Origin of the sequence: Agrobacterium leguminum (assembly GCF_005144435.2) — a bacterium.
In the GTDB taxonomy this organism is placed as follows: domain Bacteria; phylum Pseudomonadota; class Alphaproteobacteria; order Rhizobiales; family Rhizobiaceae; genus Agrobacterium; species Agrobacterium leguminum.
The window spans coordinates 2,451,967-2,469,856 of sequence record NZ_CP120211.1 but is presented as its reverse complement, the minus strand read 5'-3'; the positions used below and the strand labels follow the sequence as shown (position 1 = coordinate 2,469,856).

The window sequence follows — 17,890 nt, the reverse complement described above, 5'->3', positions numbered from 1 at the left end:
GACTGCGGCGTTTAAAAAGACTGACCGATGCCAGCATAAATGCCGAAACTGTTGCCGCCATCGTATTTGTCGAGCGGCATGGCGACATCGAGACGCAGAGGCCCGAAGGGCGTTGCGTAACGCAGGCCGATACCGGCGCCAGCCCGGATATCGGAAAAATCGGGTGTCACGTCTTCCGAAACCACACCCGCATCGATGAAGGGGACGATGCCGATCGTATCGGTGACCTTGATGCGGGCCTCAATGGAGCCGACGACATAGGAGCGGCCGCCCGTCGCGTCGCCGGCGGCATTGTAGGGCGATATTTCCTGATAGCTGTAGCCGCGCACCGATCCGCCGCCGCCGGCATAAAAGCGCCTGGTGGTGGGTATGTCCTGCAGATCGCTGCCGCCGACCAGCACACCGCCGGAAAGCTTTCCGGCCATGATCAGCCGGTCCTCGGCGCCAAGTCCCTTGTAGCCCGAAATGGAGCCTTCGAAAGAGGAAAAGAAGGTGCCGTTCAGTGCTTCATAGCTCGGCTTGGCGGCCACCGAGGCGCGAAAGCCTTCGGTCGGGTTCAGCTTGTCGTCGCGTGTATCACGAACGAATTCCAGTGGGATGGAGGTGGTGAGATATTCGTTCTTGCCGAACGCGTCTTCCGTATCGGCCCATTGCACCTCGAGGCCGGCTGCGGCTGTATCGGTATCGTTGAGCTCGTAGGCGAAACCGGCGGTTCCCGTCACGGTCTTGGCGTCGTATGTATCGGGGTGTTCGGTCTTGGCAATCAGGCTGGTCTTGAAGGTGGTGCGCGGATTGAACATGCCGGGCTTGGTGAAAGTGATACCCGCCGAATAATCCATGCCTTCGACGCTCGATGCTTCGGCGATGCGCGAAACCGAACCTTCGATACGCAGCGATTCGGCCTGCCCGAACAGGTTTCTGTGGCCCCAATAACCCTGAAGACCGATACCTTCCGTGGTGGAATATTGCGCGCCGACGCCGAAATAGCGGTGCTTGCCTTCCGAAACCTCGATGGTAAGCGGAATTGTGCCGTCGCGCGCCAGCGTTCCCGCTTCCTTGATGGTCAGGCTGGAAAAGACGCCCAGCTGCCGCAGCCTGTCGGCGGCCTTGCGCAGTTTTTCCGGCGAATAGGGCTCTCCGCCATTGAGGCGCGAATAACGGCGGATAAAATCGCCATCGACGGTTTTTTCACCCGTGACGGTCACCGTGCCGAGGGGCGCCACGGGACCGCCTTCGGCCGCCATGGTAATGTCCACCGTGCTTGTCGCGTGGTTGGCGACTGCCTCGCGTTTCGTCAGCTTCGCAAGCGGACGGCCTTCGGCCTTCAGATCATCGATCAGCTTGTTGCCGGCGCGGATGATGGCGAGAGAACCGGCGTCGCCGCCGGTCGTCAGACCATATTCCTCAAGGTTGCGGCCGGTGACATCGCCTTCAAGCCTGACATTTCCAAGTTTGAAGACCGGGCCGGGCGTAACCGTAATGACCACGGGCACCGGAGCGGAATGATCGAACACCGGATTGGGCGGCAGGCTATCCACATCCTTGCCGGCGACGGTGACCCTGACGATGCCGCCATAGCGGGCGTTTTCATAAAGCGCCGCGATCAGCCTGTCCCGGTCGTCTCTTGCCTTTATCAGAAGGCCAAGATCACCGGAGGCCGGCTTGTCCTTGTCGGCAAGAAGAAGCGAACTGTTTTCCAGGCTGTCTTTCAGGGATTTATCGGCGTCCGCGGCATCGAGCGTGACGGCGTATTTAACGGGGTTGATAACCTCGACCTCCGGCTCTTCCGAACCCCAGAGGCGCATGCCGAACAGTTTGAAGGCAAAGGCGTCACGGGTAAACGCCGGATACAGGGCGAACGTCACAGCAACCGCAAGCGCGGTGCCAGCTTTCCGATACGCAATACCTGTCTTCGGGTTAGTTCGTGTTCTTCGCATAAGCTGCTTTATGGTTGAGCCTTTATTGTCGCCCTAACCCGTTTCCTGTCCGTTAACATTGCAATTTAATCATAAATAAACGGCTTTGAGGACCCTTCGACTGGTGTTTTGCCGCCCAAAACGCAAAAAGCCCCGGGTGACCGGGGCTTCTGTGCAACGGTATCTCGCGAAGCGATTAGCGGCAACGTGCCGTGTAACGCTGACCGTACTGGTCGCGATAATAGCAATAGCCCGGCTCGGAAGCATTGCCGATGAGGGCACCGCCGACGCCGCCGATTGCCGCACCCACTGCCGCGCCACGAACGTTGCCCGTGATAGCTCCACCAATAACAGCACCGGAAACGGCGCCGATGGAAGCTCCCTTTTCAGTCTGCGTGCAGCTTGCAAGCGACAGGCCGACGAGCGCAAATATGATTGCCTTTTTCATGAAACTCTCTCCAACGTTACAATGAGCTCTTCGGCTCGGTAGGCGTCCCATATTTATCTGCGGCGACTGCTACCTCCGACCGCCACAGATAACTAACAATTCGATGTCGTTTAGGGAAGCCTCCTCTTTCGGCATTCCTCCGAGCGTAAATCGATTGCGTCCCAAACAACGGCGCGGCGTAAAAAAGGTTCCAAAAATCCGGGTTTTTTGATGTGAATCAATTTTGTACTTTCCATCAGCTTCTATAAACGGTTTATTGGAATGGTTCAAAACAACGGCGAATTGACGCAGACGCGGTTAATGTGACCCGCAAGGGTTGACGGTCCCGGTGTCGAGGCAGAAAACGATCTGGTCAATTCTGGAGCATGGCATGGACTTCGAGGCATTTTTCACGACGGAACTGCAAAGCCTGCATTCTGAGGGACGCTATCGCGTTTTTGCGGATATCGAGCGCCAGCAGGGCAATTTCCCCCGTGCGACACGGTATAACGCCAATGGCGAGCGCAAGGATGTGACCGTCTGGTGCTCCAACGACTATCTCGGCATGGGCCAGAACCCGAAAGTCATCGAAGCCATGAAGGCCGCCATCGATCACTGTGGCGCGGGTGCGGGAGGCACCCGGAATATTTCTGGCACCAACCACTATCACGTCCTGCTCGAGCGCGAACTTGCCGATCTCCACGGCAAGGAATCGGCGCTGATTTTTACCTCGGGTTATGTCTCCAACTGGGCCACCCTCGGCACGCTCGGTCAGAAAATTCCGGGCCTGATCATTTTCTCGGATGCGCTCAACCATGCATCGATGATCGAAGGCATCCGTTACGGCCGCTGCGAGCGGGTGATCTGGAAGCACAACGATCTCGAAGACCTCGAAGCCAAGCTCAAGGCGGCGGATCCGAATGCTCCGAAGCTGATCGCCTTCGAATCCGTCTATTCGATGGATGGCGATATCGCTCCGATCAAGGAAATCTGCGATCTGGCCGACCGTTATGGCGCCATGACCTATCTCGACGAAGTTCATGCCGTTGGCATGTATGGACCGCGCGGCGGCGGCATTGCTGAGCGCGAAGGCCTGATGGATCGCCTGACGATCATCGAGGGAACGCTCGGCAAGGCCTTCGGCGTCATGGGTGGCTACATCACCGGCTCCACGGCGGTTTGCGACTTCATCCGCTCCTTCGCTTCCGGTTTCATCTTCACGACGGCCCTGCCGCCGTCGCTTGCCGCCGGCGCGATTGCGTCGATCCAGCATCTGAAGGCAAGCCCCTTCGAGCGCGCCCGCCATCAGGACCGGGTGCGCAAGCTGCGCGGCCTTCTCGATGCGCGTGGTATTCCGCATATGGACAACCCAAGCCACATCGTGCCTGTCATGGTGGGCGATGCCGCCAAGTGCAAATGGATTTCGGATATCCTGCTCGACAATCACGGTGTCTATGTGCAGCCGATCAACTATCCGACCGTGCCGCGCAAGACCGAGCGCCTGCGCATTACGCCGACGCCGCTGCACAGCGATGCCGATATCGAGCATCTGGTCGGCGCGCTGCACCAGCTCTGGTCGCATTGTGCGCTGGCGCGCGCGGTGGCGTGAGACCGCAGTTTAGATAAGAGAAGACCGGGCCGCGTTTACGCGGCCTTTTCTTTGGTGGCGATCAATTCGCGGGCGTGACGACGGGCCTCCTCATCCGCTGCGAACACATCTTCAATCGTGGCGGCGGAGCGGCCGTCATGCAAACGGTCCATGACCGTTTCGACGATCTCGGCCATATCGAGAAAACCGATATTGCCCGCAACGAAAGCGTGAAAGGCGGTCTCTTCGGCGGCATTCAGGGCGGCGCCCTGCAGACCGCCGCGCTCCAGCGCGGTGCGGGCCAGGCGGATCGCCGGGAAACGGGCCTCATCCGGCGCTTCGAAATCGAGCCGCGCCAGTTTTGCGAAATCCAGCCGTTCGACACTCAGATTGCCGCGTTGCGGATAGGTGAGGGCATAAGAAATAGCGGTGCGCATGTCGGGAGAGCCGAGCTGGGCGATATAGGAGCCGTCGGTGTAACCCACCATCGAATGGATGATCGACTGCGGGTGGACGATCACCTCCACCTGATCGGGCCTCAAATCGAAGAGATATTTCGCCTCGATCATTTCCAGCCCCTTGTTGAACATGGAGGCGCTGCCGATGGAGACCTTCAGCCCCATCGACCAATTGGGATGGGCGCGGGCGATATCCGCCGTGACATTGGCCATCTCCTCGCGCGACCAGGTGCGGAACGGGCCGCCGGATGCGGTCAGCACGATGCGTTCCACGGCCTGCTTATGTTCGCCCGTCAGGCATTGGAAGATTGCGCTGTGCTCGCTGTCGACCGGGATCAGCCTGCCGCCGCCCTGCTTGACCGTGCGCAGAAAAACATCGCCAGCCGAAACCAGGCATTCCTTGTTGGCGAGCGCTATGTCTGCGCCACGTCGCGCGGCTGTAAGAGTAGGTGCAAGGCCGGGGGTTCCGGCAATCGCCGCCATCACCCAGCCGGCATCCGTCGAAGCGGCCTCTTCGAGGCCGGATTTGCCCGCCGCAGCCTCGATACCGGCGCCGGCAAGGGCCGATTTCAGCGCTTCATATTTGTCGTCCTCGGCGGTAACGGCCAGCCGCGCGCCGAATTCCCGCGCCTGTTCCGCCAGAAGAGCGATGTTGCCCGCGCCGGTCAAAGCCGTGATCTCGAACGCGTCGCGGCCACCCAGCTGACGGACGACATCCAGCGTATTGGTGCCGATCGAACCGGTCGAACCCAATATTGTCAGCTTGCGTGGCATTTCACTGGCATTCGTCATTTTCAGTCCGTCGGTCGTTTCCGGTTCGCACCTCTCGGTGCACGTCGTTTTCCCGAAAACGCTATGCATTTTCGGGCAACATTCCTTAGCCTCTACCCGCGAAAACCAGCCATAACAAGGACAAAGCCGGGGCTATTGTTTTTGCGGAAGGCAAAGCCATATGCAAGAAAAACAATGAGAGGATATCGATGCGACGTTTTCTGGTTTCCAGCGGGTGGATTTTTGCGGCAAGCCTTGTGCTGGTCCTTGTTTTCATTCCTTTTGATCCGCGTCTTTCCGAAAGCGCGCAGGCGCTGCCAGGGGGCGTGGTTTCCTTCAATCGCGCCATTACCGATTTCGGAACCTTCCGCTGGATGCTCTATTCTACCGGCCTTCTGGCGATATTGGCCTATGTCGCCGCACGGGTTTTAAAGGCGCAGACCTATAATGGACGGCTGAGGATGGCATGGCGGCTTCTTACCTATTTCTTCCTGACGATCGGAACGGCGAGCATTCTCGTCCATACGCTGAAATTCCTGATAGGACGGGCACGGCCGGAGCTTCTGCTGGAAATGGGCGCCTATAGCCTCACCCCATTTACCGGCGACAATCTCTATGAAAGTTTCCCCTCAGGCCATTCGACCGCCGCCGGGGCGTTTTTCGGCGCTTTCGCCATGTTGATGCCGCGCTTCCGCTGGGCGTTTCTCCTGCTTGCCCTTGTCATCGGCGTTTCGCGTGTCATCGTCGGCGCACATTATCCAAGCGATGTCGCCGCCGGGCTGTTGCTCGGCATGTGGACGGCCATGGCCTTCGCCTTTATCTTTGCCCGGTCCGAAATGCTGTTCCGGTTCGATGCGCAGGGCTGGCCGCAGCCGAAGAATGCAAACCTCCCGGCGGCGGATACACGATGAGGACTTCAAGCGGGAGGTAAGGGGGAAGGTGATGGAAGAAGCGACAATCGCTCCGGAAAATGACGGCAGGGTCGTTCAGCACATCCGCACGTCCGTCGCCGTGGCCGGTGGCGGGCCGGCTGGCATGATGCTTGGCCTGTTGCTTGCGCGCAGCGGTATCGATGTCGTCGTCGTCGAGAAACACGGGGATTTTCTCCGGGATTTTCGCGGCGACACCATCCACCCTTCGACGCTTGAATTGATGGAGCAACTCGGTTTCATCGATGAGTTTCTGAGCCTGCCGCATACGCGTGCGCCAAGGCTGAATGCGGTTATCGGCGGCGAGCGTATCACGATAGCGGATTTTTCCCGCCTGCCGGTCCGCCATCGCTTCATCGCCTTTATGCCGCAATGGGATTTTCTCAATTTCATCGTCGGCAAGGCGGGACAATACGAAAATTTCCGATTGCTGATGAATGCCCCGGTGACCGGACTGATCGAGCGCGGCGGGCATGTCGGCGGTCTCACGGTCAGCACACCGGAAGGCATCATCGAGATTGAGGCCGATCTGGTGGTGGGGGCGGATGGGCGTAACTCCACCGTCCGAGAGGCGGCGGGGCTGGAAGTGCAGCGCTTCGGCATTCCGACCGAGGTGCTGTGGATGCGCCTTTCGAAACAGCCCGACGATCCGACGGAGACCATGGGGCATGCAGGCTCGCGGCAGGGTTTCGTCATGATCAACCGGGGCGATTACTGGCAATGCGGTTATGTGGTGCGAAAGGGGTTTTTCGCCGACATAAAGCTACAGGGAATTGAAGCCTTCAGGGACAGGGTTGCGGAAATCTGCCCTTTCCCACGCGAAAGGCTCGATGAGCTCAAGAGTTGGGACGATGTGCATCTCCTGACCGTCCGTATCGACCGGCTGAAGCGCTGGTGGAAACCCGGCCTGATCTGCATCGGTGATGCGGCCCACGCCATGTCCCCCGTCGGCGGTGTCGGCATTAATCTGGCCATTCAGGATGCGGTTGCGGCGGCCAATATATTGGTGCCGGTGCTCGTGTCCGGCCGGGCCATTGCCGATGATGATCTCGCCGCAATTGAAAAGCGGCGATCCTTCCCGACCAAGGCCACGCAATTTCTGCAGCGGATGATGCGTATCGGCGGCAAAAAGGGACGGGCAGATGCGGAAAAACCGAAGGGACCGCCAGCCTTTGTGCTGGCCATCATGCGGTTTCCGCTTCTTTCCCATTTGACCGGCCGGCTGGTGGGGCTGGGTTTCCGCCGGGAAAAGATCGAGACGATGTGATGCCGCTCAGGCAGTGCCGGCGGCTTCTTTCTCATACTTCAGCCCGATAACGGCGGATCCGATCAACCCCGGCTCGATGCGGCAGATGGCGGGCACGACTAAGGGGCGGTCGAAGCGCCTCAGAATGCGGCTCCTTACCACCTCGTCCAAAGCGGCGAGAAGCGCCTTCGAATTCGAAAGTCCGCCGCCCACCGGCACGATGGTTGCGCCGGTAACGTTGATCACCATTGCCAGAGGCGAGGCGAGAATATCGATAAGGACATCGATGGTTCTTGCCGCCTTCGGATCGCCCGCCTGCCAGGCTGAAATAATATCCTCGCTGGTCATCGCCTGCTGGTGGAGATGCGAATGCAGTTTTTCCATGCCACGGGCGCTGCCGATTGCATCGACGCAGCCGGTAAGCCCGCAACCGCATTCGAAACGCGGCAGCGAAACCGGCGGATTTCCGGCCAATGTCGCGGCCACCGGCCCGTGTCCCCATTCGCCGGCGAAACCGCCGTCGCTGTTGATGAGCTTGCCGTCGATCACCAGCCCGCCGCCGACACCCGTTCCGAGGATGACGCCGAAGACCACGCGATGACCCCGTCCGGAACCGATTTCCGATTCGGCGATCACGAAGCAATCCGCATCGTTCGATACGATGACGGGAAGGTTCAGCGCCTTTTCCAGCTCGTCCTTCAAGACCCTGCCATGGATGCTCTGGATATTGGCGACAGTGGCTTTGCCGGTGTCGGGATCGATGACGCCGGCAATCGACAGCGACACGCAGGCGGGTGTGTCGCTGCTATTGTCGATGACGGATTTCAGGCCGGCGGCGAAGTCTTCGAAACTGGTCTTGGGCGTCGGGATGCGCGGCACGGGCCGAATATCGTCGGGAGCATGGGCAATAGCGCCCTTGATGGTCGTTCCGCCTATATCGAAACAAACGATCATGATTCAGGCTCCGGAACGGGTGGCATCGTGGATTTTTTCTGCACCGATCCATGTCGAATGCATCTGAAGGTCGGGCGTCAGCATGACGAAATCCGCATCGAAGCCGGGCAGGAGCTTACCCTTGCCGGAAGCGCCGATTGCCTCGGCGGGATAAGCGGACGCCATTCTCAAGGCTTCTTCCAGCGGTGTGTCCAGCTTTTCATGCATGAAGCGTATGCAGGAGAGCATATCGATATCCGCTCCCGCCAGCGTGCCGTCGGCCAGCGTCAGCCTGCCGCCGTTGCGATAGACGCGCCTGCCGTTCAGTTCGAAACCGTCATCATCCGTGCCGATGGTGGACATGGCGTCGGTGACGAGGAAAATGCGGCCGGGATTATTCTTGGCGCGAAGCGCAATGCCGATCGCTGCAGGATCGACATGGAAGCCGTCAGCGATCAGCCCGCAATCCAGCTTGCCGTTCGAAAGTGCCGCCCCCACCAGTCCCGGCTCGCGATGGCCGAGCGGACTCATGGCGTTGAAGAGATGTGTCACCATGGATGCGCCGGCCTCGGCATAGGCCGTCGCCACGCCAAGGCCCACATCGGTATGGCCGAGGCTGACGACGATGCCGGCTTTGTGCAGCGCTGTGACCTGCGCTTCGGTTACGTTTTCCGGGGCGATGGTTGTGAGCACGAAAGGAAGCTTCGCCTTGCAGCCCGTCAGAACCGCAAGATCGGCAGTTTCCATCTTTCGGATCAGCGCCGGATCATGGGTGCCCTTGCGTGCGACGGAAAGATGCGGCCCTTCGAAATGCAGGCCGAGAAAGCCGGGCACCCCTGCCTTGTGGGCGGCGATGCCTGCTTCGGCGGCTTGGGTTGTGATATCCGGCCGGTCGGTGATGAGTGTGACCATCAGCGCCGTAGTGCCGAATTGCGCATGGGCCGAGCAGATGCGGGCAATGCCTTCCACATCCGGCTCGTTGTTGAACATCACGCCGCCGCCGCCATTGACCTGAAGGTCGATGAAGCCTGGCGCAATGAACAGTCCTTCCGCATCGATGATTTCGGCGTCTGCGGGCACGGATACGCGGTCGACGATGTTGGCAACACGGCCATCACCGGTCACGAGCGCTTTGCCATCGTGCCACGCGGCGCCATCGAAAATACGGGCGCCGACAAATGCCTTGCTGCTGCTCATTGGGTTTCCGTCACCTTCTTCAATGCCACGGGTGCATCCGGGTTGAAGCCGCGGGCGCGCGACAATTGCTCGATGAAGCCGTAAAACGGGGCGATCAGCAACAGCGCGTCGGTCAGTGGGTGATTGGTTTCCACAAACGGCAGGGGCTTGGCCGGGCTGCCTTTTGCGGAGGTGACGAAAACACTTGCGCCCTTGCCGGCGAGACCGGCCGCGATATCCGTCACGGAGGTTTCGGCGCGGTCACGCGCGGCAAAAGCGATCACGGGGAATTTCGGCGCGACCAGCGAAACGGGGCCGTGCATCACTTCCGCCGATGAATAGGCCTCCGCGTGGAGTTCGCAGGTTTCCTTGCATTTCAGCGCGGCTTCCGCGGCAATGGCCAGCGCCGGACCGCGGCCCAGCATATAGAGCGATTCCTCACCCTTGACCGCTTCGCCGATCTGGCTCCAGTCGAGCGCGATGGCCTTGGCGAAATTCTGCGGTAGGGCGCTGACGGCTTTGGCGAGCAGGCTGTCTTCCGTCCATTCGGCAAGGATTGCGAGGCCGGCGACGATGGAGTTGACGAAAGATTTGGTTGCGGCCACCGCTTTTTCAGGGCCCGCCTGGATATTGATGGCGTGATTGGCCGCATCGCCGAGCGGGGAGGGCAGGGTGTTGACCAGCGAGAAGGTGAGCGCGCCGCCCTTGCGGGCGCTTTCCGCCAGAGCGACGATGTCAGGGCTTTTACCCGATTGCGAGACGGCGAAGGCCGCCGCCCGGTCCAGCCGTAGTTTCGTCTGGTAGATCGAGGCGAGCGAGGGGCCGAGCGAAGCGACCGGAAGCCCGGTCTGCAATTCGATCGCATATTTCAGGAAATGCGCAGCGTGGTCGGATGAGCCGCGTGCAATGGTGACGATAACGGCCGGGTCACGGGCCTTCAGGTGAGCGCCGGCTTCGTGGAAGTCGGCATTGGCATTGTCCAGCAGGCGGGCGACTGCATCGGGAATCTCATCGATTTCCTGGCGCATCAGGGTTGTCATCGTTTCGTGTCCTTGATCAAGAGATTTGTCACTCAGGCCCCATCGTCAGTTCGGCGACGAGGTCATAGGCGTCGCTGCGGTACAGCGCGCGGGATATTTCCATGAGGCGCCCGCTTTCCAGATAGGCCATTCGCTGAACGGAAAGCGCTGCCGAGCCCGGCGGAACCCCAAGCAGCAATGTTTCCTCATCGGTGAGGTTACGGGCGGAGATGCGCTGAATGGCGCGCACCGGGCGAATGCCGTTTTTCTCAAGCTCCAGATAAAGCGAGTTTTCCACCAGTTGCGGGTCAGGCAGGATATCGCCCGGCAGGCTGGTGACTTCGAGTGCGATAGGCTGGTCATTGGCAAGACGCAGACGCGTGAGCCGCGCCACCATGGCGGATTGGGAAAGGCCGAGTGCCATCATCTCGTCGCCGGTCGGGTGGAACAGGCCTCTGTCCAGCCAGCGGGTGCTCGCCGTCATTCCACGCCGGCGCATGTCCTCGGTAAACGAGGTGAGCTTGGTCAGGGGCTGCTGCATGCGGGTGATGGGCTTGACGACGAAAGTACCCGAACCGTGCCGGCGAACGAGAAGGCCGTCGCGGACAAGATCGTCCACCGCCTTGCGCACCGTGACGCGGCTGACGCAGGCGCTTTCGGCGATATCCCGCTCCGGCGGCAAGGCGTCGCCGTGCTTCAGGCGGCCGCCATTGATGGCGTCTTCAATCGTCTGGCGCAGTTTCAGGTAAAGCGGGCCGCCGCCTGATTGCAGGTCGTCCAGATTAAGCGCTGCCCCGTTCATCCATAACCTCTGTCACGATCCATGTGGTCGGCGATATGGCCGGCTCTGGCTATATCATATGCCGCGCAATCGGCAATACCAAAATAGAACCATTGCTAGATTTGTACGATTAATCGGTGGTTTTTTCGATATTTTGCCGAATAATAAGGCTTCATGCTTGATATTTTCGCATTAACCAAAAAAATTTTCTCGATAACGGAATTGCTCTGGACGATTGGCATTTTTTTGGTATTGTTTTTTGCATCGGTGGTCGGCGGCGATCCGTTTCGCATCCGTCGCGCCGGAAAAATCGGTTTCCGACTCGCGGCAGCGTTTGCGAAATCGAATTTAGCTTGACCGTTGTGAAAATTAATTTCATCGTGGCAGGAAATTATCGCAGATAACTGGATGGCCAGCACAGAAATGGTCGCTTCTGCGAAAATGAATTACGAATGAACAGGGAACAAAGTTCATGAAGGTGGGAATTATCGGACTCGGATTCCGTCTCGGTTATCTGGGCTACGTTTTTCATGAGATCGACAAGGATTTCGAGATCGTCGGTTACGTCGATCCCGCGCCGGCGGGCCTGCCGGGCCTGCAGGAAAAGGGCATTTCGGCCGGCAAGGCTTACGATAGTCCCGAGGCGCTGATCGCAAACGAAAAATTCGATCTCTTGATGATCGGCTCACCGAACCACATGCATCTGGAGCATATTCGTATCGGGCTTGAGGCCGGCTGCACCATCTTCTCGGAAAAACCCATCGTCGTCAGCATCGAGGAAAGTCTTGAGCTCGCCCGGCTGCTCAACAAGCACGGGCATGAGCGGCTGCTCGTCGGTCTGGTTTTGCGTTATTCCCCGCTCTACCGCGATCTGCGCGCCGCGCAGGCGGAAGGCAAGCTGGGCGATGTCGTTTCCATCGAGGCCTCGGAGCATATCCCGCCCTATCACGGCGCATTCTTCATGCGCGACTGGCGGCGCTACGAGAATTATTCCGGCTCCTTCATGCTGGAAAAATGCTGCCACGACCTCGATCTCTATAATGGCGTGGTCGGTGCGCGGCCGCGTTTCGTCTCGAGCTTCGGCGGGCGCAAGAGCTTCACGCCGGCAAACGCGCCGCAGCATGACGGCATCAACGACATGGAGGTGTACCATCGCAAGCCGAGCGGCTGGATGGGTTCCGACAAGGTCTTCGACAGCGACGGCGACATCATCGATTACCAGACGGCGATCGTCGAATATGAGAACGGCGCATCGCTCGCCTTCCATACCAATCTCAACGTTCCCGACGATTTTCGCCGTTTCTGCGTCATCGGCGCCAAGGGCATGGCCGAGGGCGATTTCGTGCGCGGCTTCCTGAACGTGCACAATGCCCGGACCAATGAGAAGACCGTGGCCAAGACCTATTCGGCGGCGACCGCGCTCTCGCAGCATTATGGTGCGGACGAGCAGATGGCCGAGGACGTGATCGCCCATATCGTCAAGGGTGCGGCCCTTCCGGTTTCCGCGCTCGATGCGATCGAGGCCGGTATTCTGGCGCTTGCCATGGACGAAGCGCGCCATGGCCGTAAAGTGATCGATCTCAAGCCGGTGTGGGAGGAATACGATCTGGCGCTGCACGGGCAGCCGAAATCCCCCGCTGTGAAATCGGCTTGAGGGGGCGGCGCGATGGATGCGAAACGCAGCGCGGTCGTCTTTGCCTGGCTTCTTCTTCTGCCGGCGCTTTTATACATCACAGTTATCGTTGCTTATCCGCTCGTCGATACCTTCATCCTGTCCTTTACCGATGCGTCGCTTAGAAAAACGACGAATTGGGTCGGCTTCATCAATTACGAGAAGATTTTCAACGCGACTTTTGCCGATGTCATCACGCGGACCTTTATCTGGACGTTCTTTTCCGTCTCGATAAAGATGATCATCGGCACATTCGGTGCGGTCTTGCTGAATTCGGCCGTGCCTGGCCGAGCGCTGTTCCGTATCCTGACCATGCCGCCATGGATCGTGCCGATGGCTATTGGCATCTTCATGTGGGGCTGGATGTATAACGGCCAGTTCGGCATGATTTCCGGGGTGCTCCAGAACCTCGGCCTGGTGGATGGTCCGGTCGCGTTCCTCGCCTATGGCAGAACGGCCTTCTGGGCGACGATCGTCACCGACGTCTGGATCGGCGTGCCGATGGTGACGCTCTATCTGTTGGCGGCCATCCAGGCCATTCCGCAGGATCTCTACGAGGCCGCGTGGACAGACGGGGCAAGCCGCTTCTATCGCTTCCGCCGTATCACGCTGCCGTTGATGCTGCCGGCCATGATCACAATGTCGATGATATCGCTGATTTCGACCTTCAATTCCTTCGATATCATCTGGATCCTGACGCAGGGCGGTCCGACCGGCCAGACGACGACCATGATCATCGACACGTACAAGACGGCGATCGGCTCCTATAAATATGGTGAAGGTGCGGCCCGCGCCGTGCTGATCTGCATCTTCCTGTCGATCTTCACCTATTTCTACTTCCGCATCACCAGCCGCATCTCGCAGGAGGCCAGCCGATGAGCGACAAGAATGCGATGATCAACCGCTACAGGTGGTATGAAATCGTCGGGATTTATTGCGGCATCGCCGTGTTCCTGACCTTCGTGCTGGCGCCCTTCGTGGAAGGATTTCTGGTTTCGCTGAAGCCGCTCAGCCTGCTTTTCTCCTCGCCCTACAAGTTCTGGCCGGAAAACGGTTCCTTCGAGGCCTACCGGACCATGTGGGTCAGCGTTCCGGGCTTTGCCCGTTACGTTTTCAACTCCTTCTTCATCTCCACCATTTCGACCATCATCGTCCTCATCCTGGTGGTGCCGGCCTCCTATGCTTTCGCCCGTTTCGAGTTTCGTGGACGTGGGCAGTTGCTCGGCGCATTTCTGGCGATCAATATGTTTTCGGGCGCGGTGCTTCTGATCCCGCTTTACCGGCTGATGCGCAACATGGGTGTGCTGAACACCTATCTGGCGATGATCATTCCCGGCGCGGCCTTCCTGATCCCCACCGCCATCTGGCTGTTGCGCACCTATATGCTGCGTATCCCGCGGGAGCTGGAAGAGGCGGCCTATGTGGACGGTGCGAGCTATTTCTATACCTTCCGCCGGGTGATCCTGCCGCTGGCGATGCCGGGCATCGCAGTGGTCTCGATCACCACTTTCATCGGCGCCTACGCCCAGCAGTTCATCTTCGCGCTCACCTTCAATTCCAAGACCGAATATATGCCGCTGCCCATCGGCCTCTTCGCCTATTTCGGTCGCCAGGAAGTCATCTGGAATGAGTTGATGGCGGCCAGCTTCGTCGGCATTGCGCCGGCCATGGTCGTGATCTTCTTCATGCAACGATATCTCGTCAGCGGCCTTACCGCCGGCGCGGTGAAATAATCAACAACCGGAACGACCACCAAAACGGGAGACTACCTATGGCACTGAAACATTACGGATTGGCGCTCTGCGCTTTCGCATTTGCCGGTTCCACTGCCCTTACGACGGTGACGGCGCACGCTGCCGACAAGGAGATCAGCTGGATCTATTGCGGCGACAAGATGGACCCCATCCATGAGAAATACATCAAGGAATGGGAAGGCAAGAACGAGGGCTGGAAGGTCGTGCCTGAGGTCGTCGGCTGGGCCCAGTGCCAGGACAAGGCGACCACACTCGCCGCTGCCGGCACCCCGGTCGCCATGGCCTATGTGGGTTCGCGCACGCTGAAGCAGTTCGCGCAGAACGATCTCATCGTTCCAGTGCCGATGACCGAAGACGAAAAGAAAAGCTATTACCCCAACATCGTCGACACCGTGACCTTCGAGGACACGCAGTGGGGTGTGCCGGTCGCATTCTCGACCAAGGCGCTCTACTGGAACAAGGACCTGTTCAAGCAGGCGGGTCTCGATCCGGAAACGCCGCCGAAGACCTGGGCCGAAGAGATCGCGTTTGCCAAGCAGATCAAGGAAAAGACAGGCATCGCCGGTTACGGTCTGCCCGCCAAGACCTTCGACAACACCATGCACCAGTTCATGCACTGGGTTTACACCAACAACGGCAAGGTGATCGACGGCGACAAGATCACCGTCGACAGCCCGCAGGTTGTTGCAGCGCTGAAGGCCTATAAGGACATCACGCCCTATTCTGTCGAAGGCCCGACGGCCTATGAGCAGAACGAAATCCGCGCCATCTTCCTCGATGGCAAGGTCGGCATGATCCAGGCCGGTTCGGGCGCCGCCACGCGCCTGCAGGAAACCAAGATCAACTGGGGCATCGCCACGCTGCCGCTCGGCCCGGAAGCAAAGGGTCCCGGCACGCTGCTCATCACCGACAGCCTTGCGATCTTCAAGGGAACGGGCGTGGAAGAAAAGGCGACCGAATTCGCCAAGTTCATCACCTCGCCAGGCCCGCAGGGCGAATACGAGTTGCAGGGCGGCGCTGGCCTCACCCCGCTGCGTCCGTCGCCGAAGGTCGATGAATTCATCGCCAAGGATCCCTTCTGGAAGCCTCTGATCGACGGTATCGCCTATGGCGGTCCCGAGCCGCTCTTCACGGACTACAAGGGTTTCCAGGATACGATGATCGAGATGGTGCAGTCTGTCGTCACTGGCAAGGCAACCCCGGAAGATGCCGCGAAGAAAGCGGCTTCGGCTCTCGAGCAGTATAAATAATCTTTCATGAGCACGGATGCGGGCGCTGGCCGTCCGCATCCGGCAAGTTTCGCCGTGGGAATGCCTTGTGTCTTCCGGGATGCTCTTTCCCCTGTTTTCAACGGTTCCGATCCGGTGTGGCTTTGCCCCTGTTTCGGAACATCTCTGAACGTGGCCAGATGTCGGCCGCTGACGGGAGAGGCAAGTCTTGGGTCAGCTTTATCTCAACAACGTCCGCAAGAACTATGGACATTTCGAAGTCATCAAGGGCGTTCAGCTCGACATCAGGGATGGCGAGTTCGTCGTTTTTGTCGGCCCCTCGGGATGCGGCAAATCCACATTGCTGCGCATGATCGCCGGCCTTGAGGATATTTCCGGTGGCGACGTCGTCATCAATGGCGTGAAGGTCAATGACTTGCCGCCGGTCAAGCGCGGCATCGCCATGGTTTTCCAGTCTTATGCGCTTTATCCGCACATGACGGTTTTTGAAAACATCGCTTTTCCGCTGCGCGTCGAGAAGATGGAGGAGGACAAGATCAAGCAGAAGGTCGAGGGCGTCGCCAAGATTCTCCAGCTCGATCAGCGTCTGCAGCAGCGCCCCGGCATGTTGTCCGGCGGTCAGCGCCAGCGCGTGGCGATCGGCCGCGCCATCGTTCGCGAGCCGAAAATCTTCCTGTTCGATGAGCCGCTTTCCAACCTTGATGCGGCGCTCCGCGCCGATATGCGCATCGAACTTACCAATCTTCACCGGACCCTGAAGGCGACGATGATCTATGTCACCCACGACCAGGTGGAGGCCATGACCATGGCCGACCGCATCGTGGTGCTGAATGCCGGCGAAATCGCCCAGGTCGGTGCGCCGCTCGAGCTTTATCACAAGCCGGCTAACCTCTTCGTGGCAGGTTTCATCGGCAACCCGAAAATGAATTTCCTGAAGGTCACCTGCAAATCCGTCAGCGCCGAGGGTGCGACGGTGGAATATGAGGGCCAGACGATCACCGTGCCGGTGGAGCCCCGCGCCGGTCTTGAAGGCGCGCAGCTGACGCTCGGCATCCGCCCGGAACATACCGGTCTCGAAACGGCCGACCTCAATGTCACGGTCGCGCCCAGCGTGATCGAGCGGCTTGGGGTCAATACCATCGCCTATGGCGTCGCGCCGACGGGTGAGAATTATTGCGCGCTGCTTTCCGGCTCCGCACCTGTGGTCGTGGATGAGCCCATCGTCACCGGTATCAAGGCATCGGATTGCCATCTGTTTGATGAGAGCGGCATTGCGCTGGCGCGGCGCGTCGATCTTTCAGTTCTCAAGCTGATCCAATAAGGTGCAGGAGCCGGGCCATGTTATCTGTTTTTCTATGCCCGGCTGTTCCTGATGCGATCCGTCTCCGGCAGCATTTTTCCGCCCCTTCCAGACGAAAAAACAACGCCGGGCTTTCGGCCCGGCGTGCGAAGCTTTTTCAGATGTCCGCTGGATCACGGCATGGGGTTGGGCATGTAGCCGGTGAAACCGCTGATCTTCCAGCGTCCCTGATGCAGCCGGCAATAATAGAGCGTCTGCCATTTCATGACGTCGAAGCTGCCATCGGCCTTGCGAAGCCCACCGTCGAACTTCTTGCGCACCAGCGCGGTCTCACCTTCCACTTCGATTTCTTCCAGCGTGGTGGTCGCAAAGATCGCATCGCGCGGGTTATCTGCGAATTGCTGGGTTTGAAAATCCTGCGCCTGCCGCAGCCACTCGTCGCGATAGGCGCTGAGCGAAGGGAACGACAGGCGCCAATTGTCCGGGTTCGCATCCCGGTTGGCGTTGATGCCGAGAAAGCCGTCCTCGACGAAATCGTCCGCGACCTTCGACCAGTCGGCGGCAAGGAAAGCGTCGATGTCCCGCGTTACCAGCATCTCCCAGATGGAATGGCGGGCGATGTCTGTTTCGGGAAAGGGGTTTTTGAAGGGATCACGCATGGTTTGGGTCCATTATTGAAATTATTTTCAAG

General features: G+C 59.2%; 17 protein-coding genes. 9 read left to right on the top strand and 8 right to left on the bottom strand.

Annotation, left to right across the window (positions count from 1 at the left end):
* Nucleotides 1-11 precede the first annotated feature (11 nt).
* Together CFBP4996_RS11890 and CFBP4996_RS11885 are read right to left on the bottom strand one after the other, a co-directional pair.
* The gene (locus tag CFBP4996_RS11890; protein ID WP_080853036.1) at nt 12-1,937 is read right to left on the bottom strand and encodes an autotransporter assembly complex protein TamA; all 1,926 of its coding nucleotides are present in this window, start codon (nt 1,935-1,937) and stop codon (nt 12-14) included.
* Between the two features lie 175 nt (nt 1,938-2,112).
* Entirely contained in the window at nt 2,113-2,364 is a 252-nt protein-coding gene (locus CFBP4996_RS11885) for a YMGG-like glycine zipper-containing protein (RefSeq protein WP_003504940.1), read from the bottom strand.
* A 370-nt stretch (nt 2,365-2,734) separates the two neighbouring features.
* On the opposite strand from CFBP4996_RS11885, the gene hemA reads away from it, so the two are divergent.
* Nucleotides 2,735-3,952, top strand: coding sequence for a 5-aminolevulinate synthase (hemA, locus tag CFBP4996_RS11880; RefSeq protein ID WP_003521261.1), 1,218 nt, complete (start codon nt 2,735-2,737; stop codon nt 3,950-3,952).
* A 35-nt stretch (nt 3,953-3,987) separates the two neighbouring features.
* Here the strand turns inward: hemA and dxr are convergent, their stop codons facing one another.
* Complete coding sequence (gene dxr, locus CFBP4996_RS11875) at nt 3,988-5,181, bottom strand: 1-deoxy-D-xylulose-5-phosphate reductoisomerase (RefSeq protein WP_080853037.1); 1,194 nt, start codon at nt 5,179-5,181, stop codon at nt 3,988-3,990.
* A gap of 188 nt (nt 5,182-5,369) precedes the next feature.
* Between dxr and CFBP4996_RS11870 the strand changes: the two genes are divergently transcribed.
* Together CFBP4996_RS11870 and CFBP4996_RS11865 are read left to right on the top strand one after the other, a co-directional pair.
* The gene (locus tag CFBP4996_RS11870) at nt 5,370-6,071 is read left to right on the top strand and encodes a phosphatase PAP2 family protein (protein WP_080853038.1); all 702 of its coding nucleotides are present in this window, start codon (nt 5,370-5,372) and stop codon (nt 6,069-6,071) included.
* A 31-nt stretch (nt 6,072-6,102) separates the two neighbouring features.
* Nucleotides 6,103-7,356 (top strand): FAD-dependent oxidoreductase, encoded by a 1,254-nt coding sequence (locus CFBP4996_RS11865; RefSeq protein WP_080853039.1) that lies wholly within the window; start codon nt 6,103-6,105, stop codon nt 7,354-7,356.
* A gap of 6 nt (nt 7,357-7,362) precedes the next feature.
* Here the strand turns inward: CFBP4996_RS11865 and CFBP4996_RS11860 are convergent, their stop codons facing one another.
* Genes CFBP4996_RS11860 through CFBP4996_RS11845 form a run of 4 tightly spaced genes read right to left on the bottom strand, consistent with a single transcriptional unit; the run spans nt 7,363 to nt 11,265 of the window.
* On the bottom strand, nt 7,363-8,289 hold the full coding sequence (locus CFBP4996_RS11860) for an ROK family protein (RefSeq protein ID WP_080853040.1): 927 nt from the start codon (nt 8,287-8,289) through the stop codon (nt 7,363-7,365).
* Nucleotides 8,290-8,292: 3 nt separating this feature from the next.
* On the bottom strand, nt 8,293-9,465 hold the full coding sequence (nagA, locus tag CFBP4996_RS11855; protein WP_080853041.1) for an N-acetylglucosamine-6-phosphate deacetylase: 1,173 nt from the start codon (nt 9,463-9,465) through the stop codon (nt 8,293-8,295).
* Complete coding sequence (locus CFBP4996_RS11850) at nt 9,462-10,484, bottom strand: SIS domain-containing protein (RefSeq protein WP_080853042.1); 1,023 nt, start codon at nt 10,482-10,484, stop codon at nt 9,462-9,464. The genes nagA and CFBP4996_RS11850 overlap by 4 nt, the downstream gene beginning before the upstream one ends.
* Before the next feature lie 28 nt (nt 10,485-10,512).
* On the bottom strand, nt 10,513-11,265 hold the full coding sequence (locus CFBP4996_RS11845) for a GntR family transcriptional regulator (protein ID WP_003521268.1): 753 nt from the start codon (nt 11,263-11,265) through the stop codon (nt 10,513-10,515).
* Nucleotides 11,266-11,418: 153 nt separating this feature from the next.
* Between CFBP4996_RS11845 and CFBP4996_RS11840 the strand changes: the two genes are divergently transcribed.
* The 6 genes from CFBP4996_RS11840 (at nt 11,419) to CFBP4996_RS11815 (ending at nt 17,220) form a co-directional block, all read left to right on the top strand.
* Complete coding sequence (locus CFBP4996_RS11840; protein WP_059759935.1) at nt 11,419-11,601, top strand: hypothetical protein; 183 nt, start codon at nt 11,419-11,421, stop codon at nt 11,599-11,601.
* A gap of 115 nt (nt 11,602-11,716) precedes the next feature.
* Nucleotides 11,717-12,898 carry a Gfo/Idh/MocA family protein gene (locus CFBP4996_RS11835; RefSeq protein WP_059759936.1) on the top strand — a complete coding sequence of 394 codons (1,182 nt, stop codon included), beginning with the start codon at nt 11,717-11,719 and terminating at the stop codon, nt 12,896-12,898.
* A gap of 12 nt (nt 12,899-12,910) precedes the next feature.
* A complete protein-coding gene (locus CFBP4996_RS11830) occupies nt 12,911-13,795 on the top strand; it encodes a carbohydrate ABC transporter permease (protein WP_003521273.1) in 885 nt (294 codons plus the stop codon).
* Nucleotides 13,792-14,649: a carbohydrate ABC transporter permease gene (locus CFBP4996_RS11825; RefSeq protein WP_020809501.1), complete on the top strand. Its 858-nt coding sequence runs from the start codon at nt 13,792-13,794 to the stop codon at nt 14,647-14,649. The genes CFBP4996_RS11830 and CFBP4996_RS11825 overlap by 4 nt, the downstream gene beginning before the upstream one ends.
* A gap of 38 nt (nt 14,650-14,687) precedes the next feature.
* Nucleotides 14,688-15,920, top strand: a complete 1,233-nt coding sequence (locus CFBP4996_RS11820; RefSeq protein ID WP_003521275.1) for an ABC transporter substrate-binding protein — start codon at nt 14,688-14,690, stop codon at nt 15,918-15,920.
* Between the two features lie 187 nt (nt 15,921-16,107).
* On the top strand, nt 16,108-17,220 hold the full coding sequence (locus CFBP4996_RS11815) for an ABC transporter ATP-binding protein (RefSeq protein WP_080853043.1): 1,113 nt from the start codon (nt 16,108-16,110) through the stop codon (nt 17,218-17,220).
* Between the two features lie 152 nt (nt 17,221-17,372).
* Here the strand turns inward: CFBP4996_RS11815 and CFBP4996_RS11810 are convergent, their stop codons facing one another.
* Entirely contained in the window at nt 17,373-17,858 is a 486-nt protein-coding gene (locus CFBP4996_RS11810; protein ID WP_003521277.1) for a hypothetical protein, read from the bottom strand.
* Between the last annotated feature and the right edge of the window lie 32 nt (nt 17,859-17,890).